Genomic DNA, 920 nt, shown 5'->3' on the forward strand with positions numbered 1-920 from the left:
GGTTACCGAATGGGTAAAAGGGAAATCGCTGGACGAAGCACAGGCGATTAAAAACACCGATATCGCCGACGAGCTTGAACTGCCACCGGTGAAAATTCACTGCTCTATCCTGGCTGAAGACGCGATTAAAGCCGCGATTGCGGATTACAAAAGCAAACGTGAAGCAAAATAATTAAGAGTTGAGGTTTTATTATGTCGATTACCTTAAGCGACAGTGCAGCAGCGCGTGTAAATACCTTCCTGGCTAACCGCGGTAAGGGGTTTGGCCTGCGCATGGGCGTGAGAACCTCCGGCTGCTCAGGTATGGCCTATGTACTGGAATTTGTTGACGAGCCGGCGGCTGAAGATACCGTGTTTGAAGACAAAGGCGTTAAAGTTGTGGTCGACGGTAAGAGCCTGCAATTTCTCGACGGTACGCAGTTAGACTTCGTCAAAGAAGGTCTGAACGAAGGGTTTAAGTTCACTAACCCGAACGTGAAAGACGAATGTGGATGCGGCGAAAGCTTCCACGTATAACGCGCTCACCGATAACCCCACACGCATGATTTTACGTGTGGGGTTTGTTCTAACAGGCTACCCCTGAGATAGTTATGGATTACTTCACTCTCTTCGGATTACCCGCTCAATATCCTATTGATCTCCAGGCCCTGACGATCCGTTTTCAGGATCTCCAACGTCAGTATCATCCTGATAAATTCGCCAGCGGTTCTCAGGCGGAACAACTTGCTGCGGTTTCGCAGTCCGCCACCATTAACCAGGCCTGGCAAACGCTGCGTCATCCCTTGATGCGCGCCGAATACTTATTGTCTTTACACGGCTTTGATATTCGCAATGAGCAGCACACGGTGCGTGATACCGCGTTCCTGATGGAGCAACTGGAACTGCGGGAAGAGCTTGACGAGATCGAGCAGACGAAAGAC

Annotated in this window: 3 protein-coding genes; all 3 read left to right on the forward strand. The window is 50.2% G+C overall.

All coding sequences use genetic code 11. The features are described from left to right. On the forward strand, positions 1 to 172 hold a 172-nt coding region (locus KQJ18_RS24170), incomplete at its 5' end, for an iron-sulfur cluster assembly scaffold protein (protein WP_191582897.1). A gap of 20 nt (positions 173 to 192) precedes the next feature. Continuing rightward, positions 193 to 516, forward strand: coding sequence for an iron-sulfur cluster assembly protein IscA (iscA, locus tag KQJ18_RS24175; protein WP_216422981.1), 324 nt, complete (start codon positions 193 to 195; stop codon positions 514 to 516). Positions 517 to 590: 74 nt separating this feature from the next. Further along, on the forward strand, positions 591 to 920 hold a 330-nt coding region (gene hscB, locus KQJ18_RS24180; protein WP_216422982.1), incomplete at its 3' end, for a co-chaperone HscB.

Origin of the sequence: Citrobacter sp. S55_ASV_140 (assembly GCF_018919505.1) — a bacterium.
GTDB lineage: Bacteria > Pseudomonadota > Gammaproteobacteria > Enterobacterales > Enterobacteriaceae > Citrobacter > Citrobacter werkmanii.

What these genes read in the sequence shown, in the direction of transcription:
- iscA (WP_216422981.1), top strand. Translation starts at nt 193, where the DNA reads ATGTCGATTACCTTAAGCGACAGTGCAGCAGCGCGTGTAAATACCTTC.